This is a genomic window from Desulfovibrio sp. An276, from assembly GCF_002159665.1.
Taxonomy (GTDB): domain Bacteria; phylum Desulfobacterota; class Desulfovibrionia; order Desulfovibrionales; family Desulfovibrionaceae; genus Desulfovibrio; species Desulfovibrio faecigallinarum.
On the sequence record NZ_NFJC01000084.1, the window covers coordinates 1 to 840 of the forward strand.

1 protein-coding gene is annotated in these 840 nt (G+C 48.8%); it reads right to left on the reverse strand.

Going from position 1 to position 840, the window contains the following annotated elements:
- Positions 1-643: IS5 family transposase (locus B5F76_RS14305; RefSeq protein WP_087355763.1), on the reverse strand; the 643-nt coding region annotated here is incomplete at its 3' end.
- Positions 644-840 lie beyond the last annotated feature (197 nt).

An 840-nucleotide genomic window follows, 5' to 3' on the forward strand; every position in this document is an offset into this window, starting at 1 on the left:
CAAGATGGCGTAACTTATAGAGATATTTGTCATAATCCCTTTGAATCTTGCGATTGCTTTTGGGAGGGATAACAGGAACTGCCTGACGGCTGCGCAGATACCCAATAATAGTATCGGTGTCGTATCCCTTGTCGGCCAGCACGAACTGGAGAGGAAAGCCCTCCAACAGCGCAATCCCCTGGGTACAATCAGCCTGATTCCCAGCTGTTATCTGGAATCTAATAGGCATACCATGTGCATCTACTGCTACATGAAGCTTGGTGTTGATACCTCCTTTGGTCCTCCCTGCATCCTCTGTTCCCCTAGGAGCTCCCATGCCATGCTGGTGAACCTTGAAATGACTGGCATCGATCATAATCCATTCAAAATCTGGGCAGGCAGTGAACAGTTTTGCAAGCCTGGCCCAAAAGCCGGCCTTGGCAAGTCTGCGAAATCTCACAAAAACACTATTCCAGTGTCCATAGTCTGGGGGAAGATCACGCCAGGGTGCTCCTGAGCGCATGATCCACAGGACGCCATTGAAAAAGCGCCTGTTGTCTCCAACAGGGCGACCTCGTTTGCCGTTGCTGTTGGGGAATTCGGGTTCGATCTTGGCCCAAAGTTCATCGCTGATATCATGACGGTGGTGAACTGTGACGTCCATACGGTGGCCCTCCAGCCAAATATATGGACTGTACGAATTATTAACCACCATGGCAAAGTCAGCCATGGGCTGAATTTGTCAACACGACCTAGGGCGTGTTGACAAATTCATGTGAGTGTTCCAGTAGGAGTACTTACTACACAACCTTCGCCCACATTAACATATTGAAAATATGGAAATAAGAGGAGAATGACAGA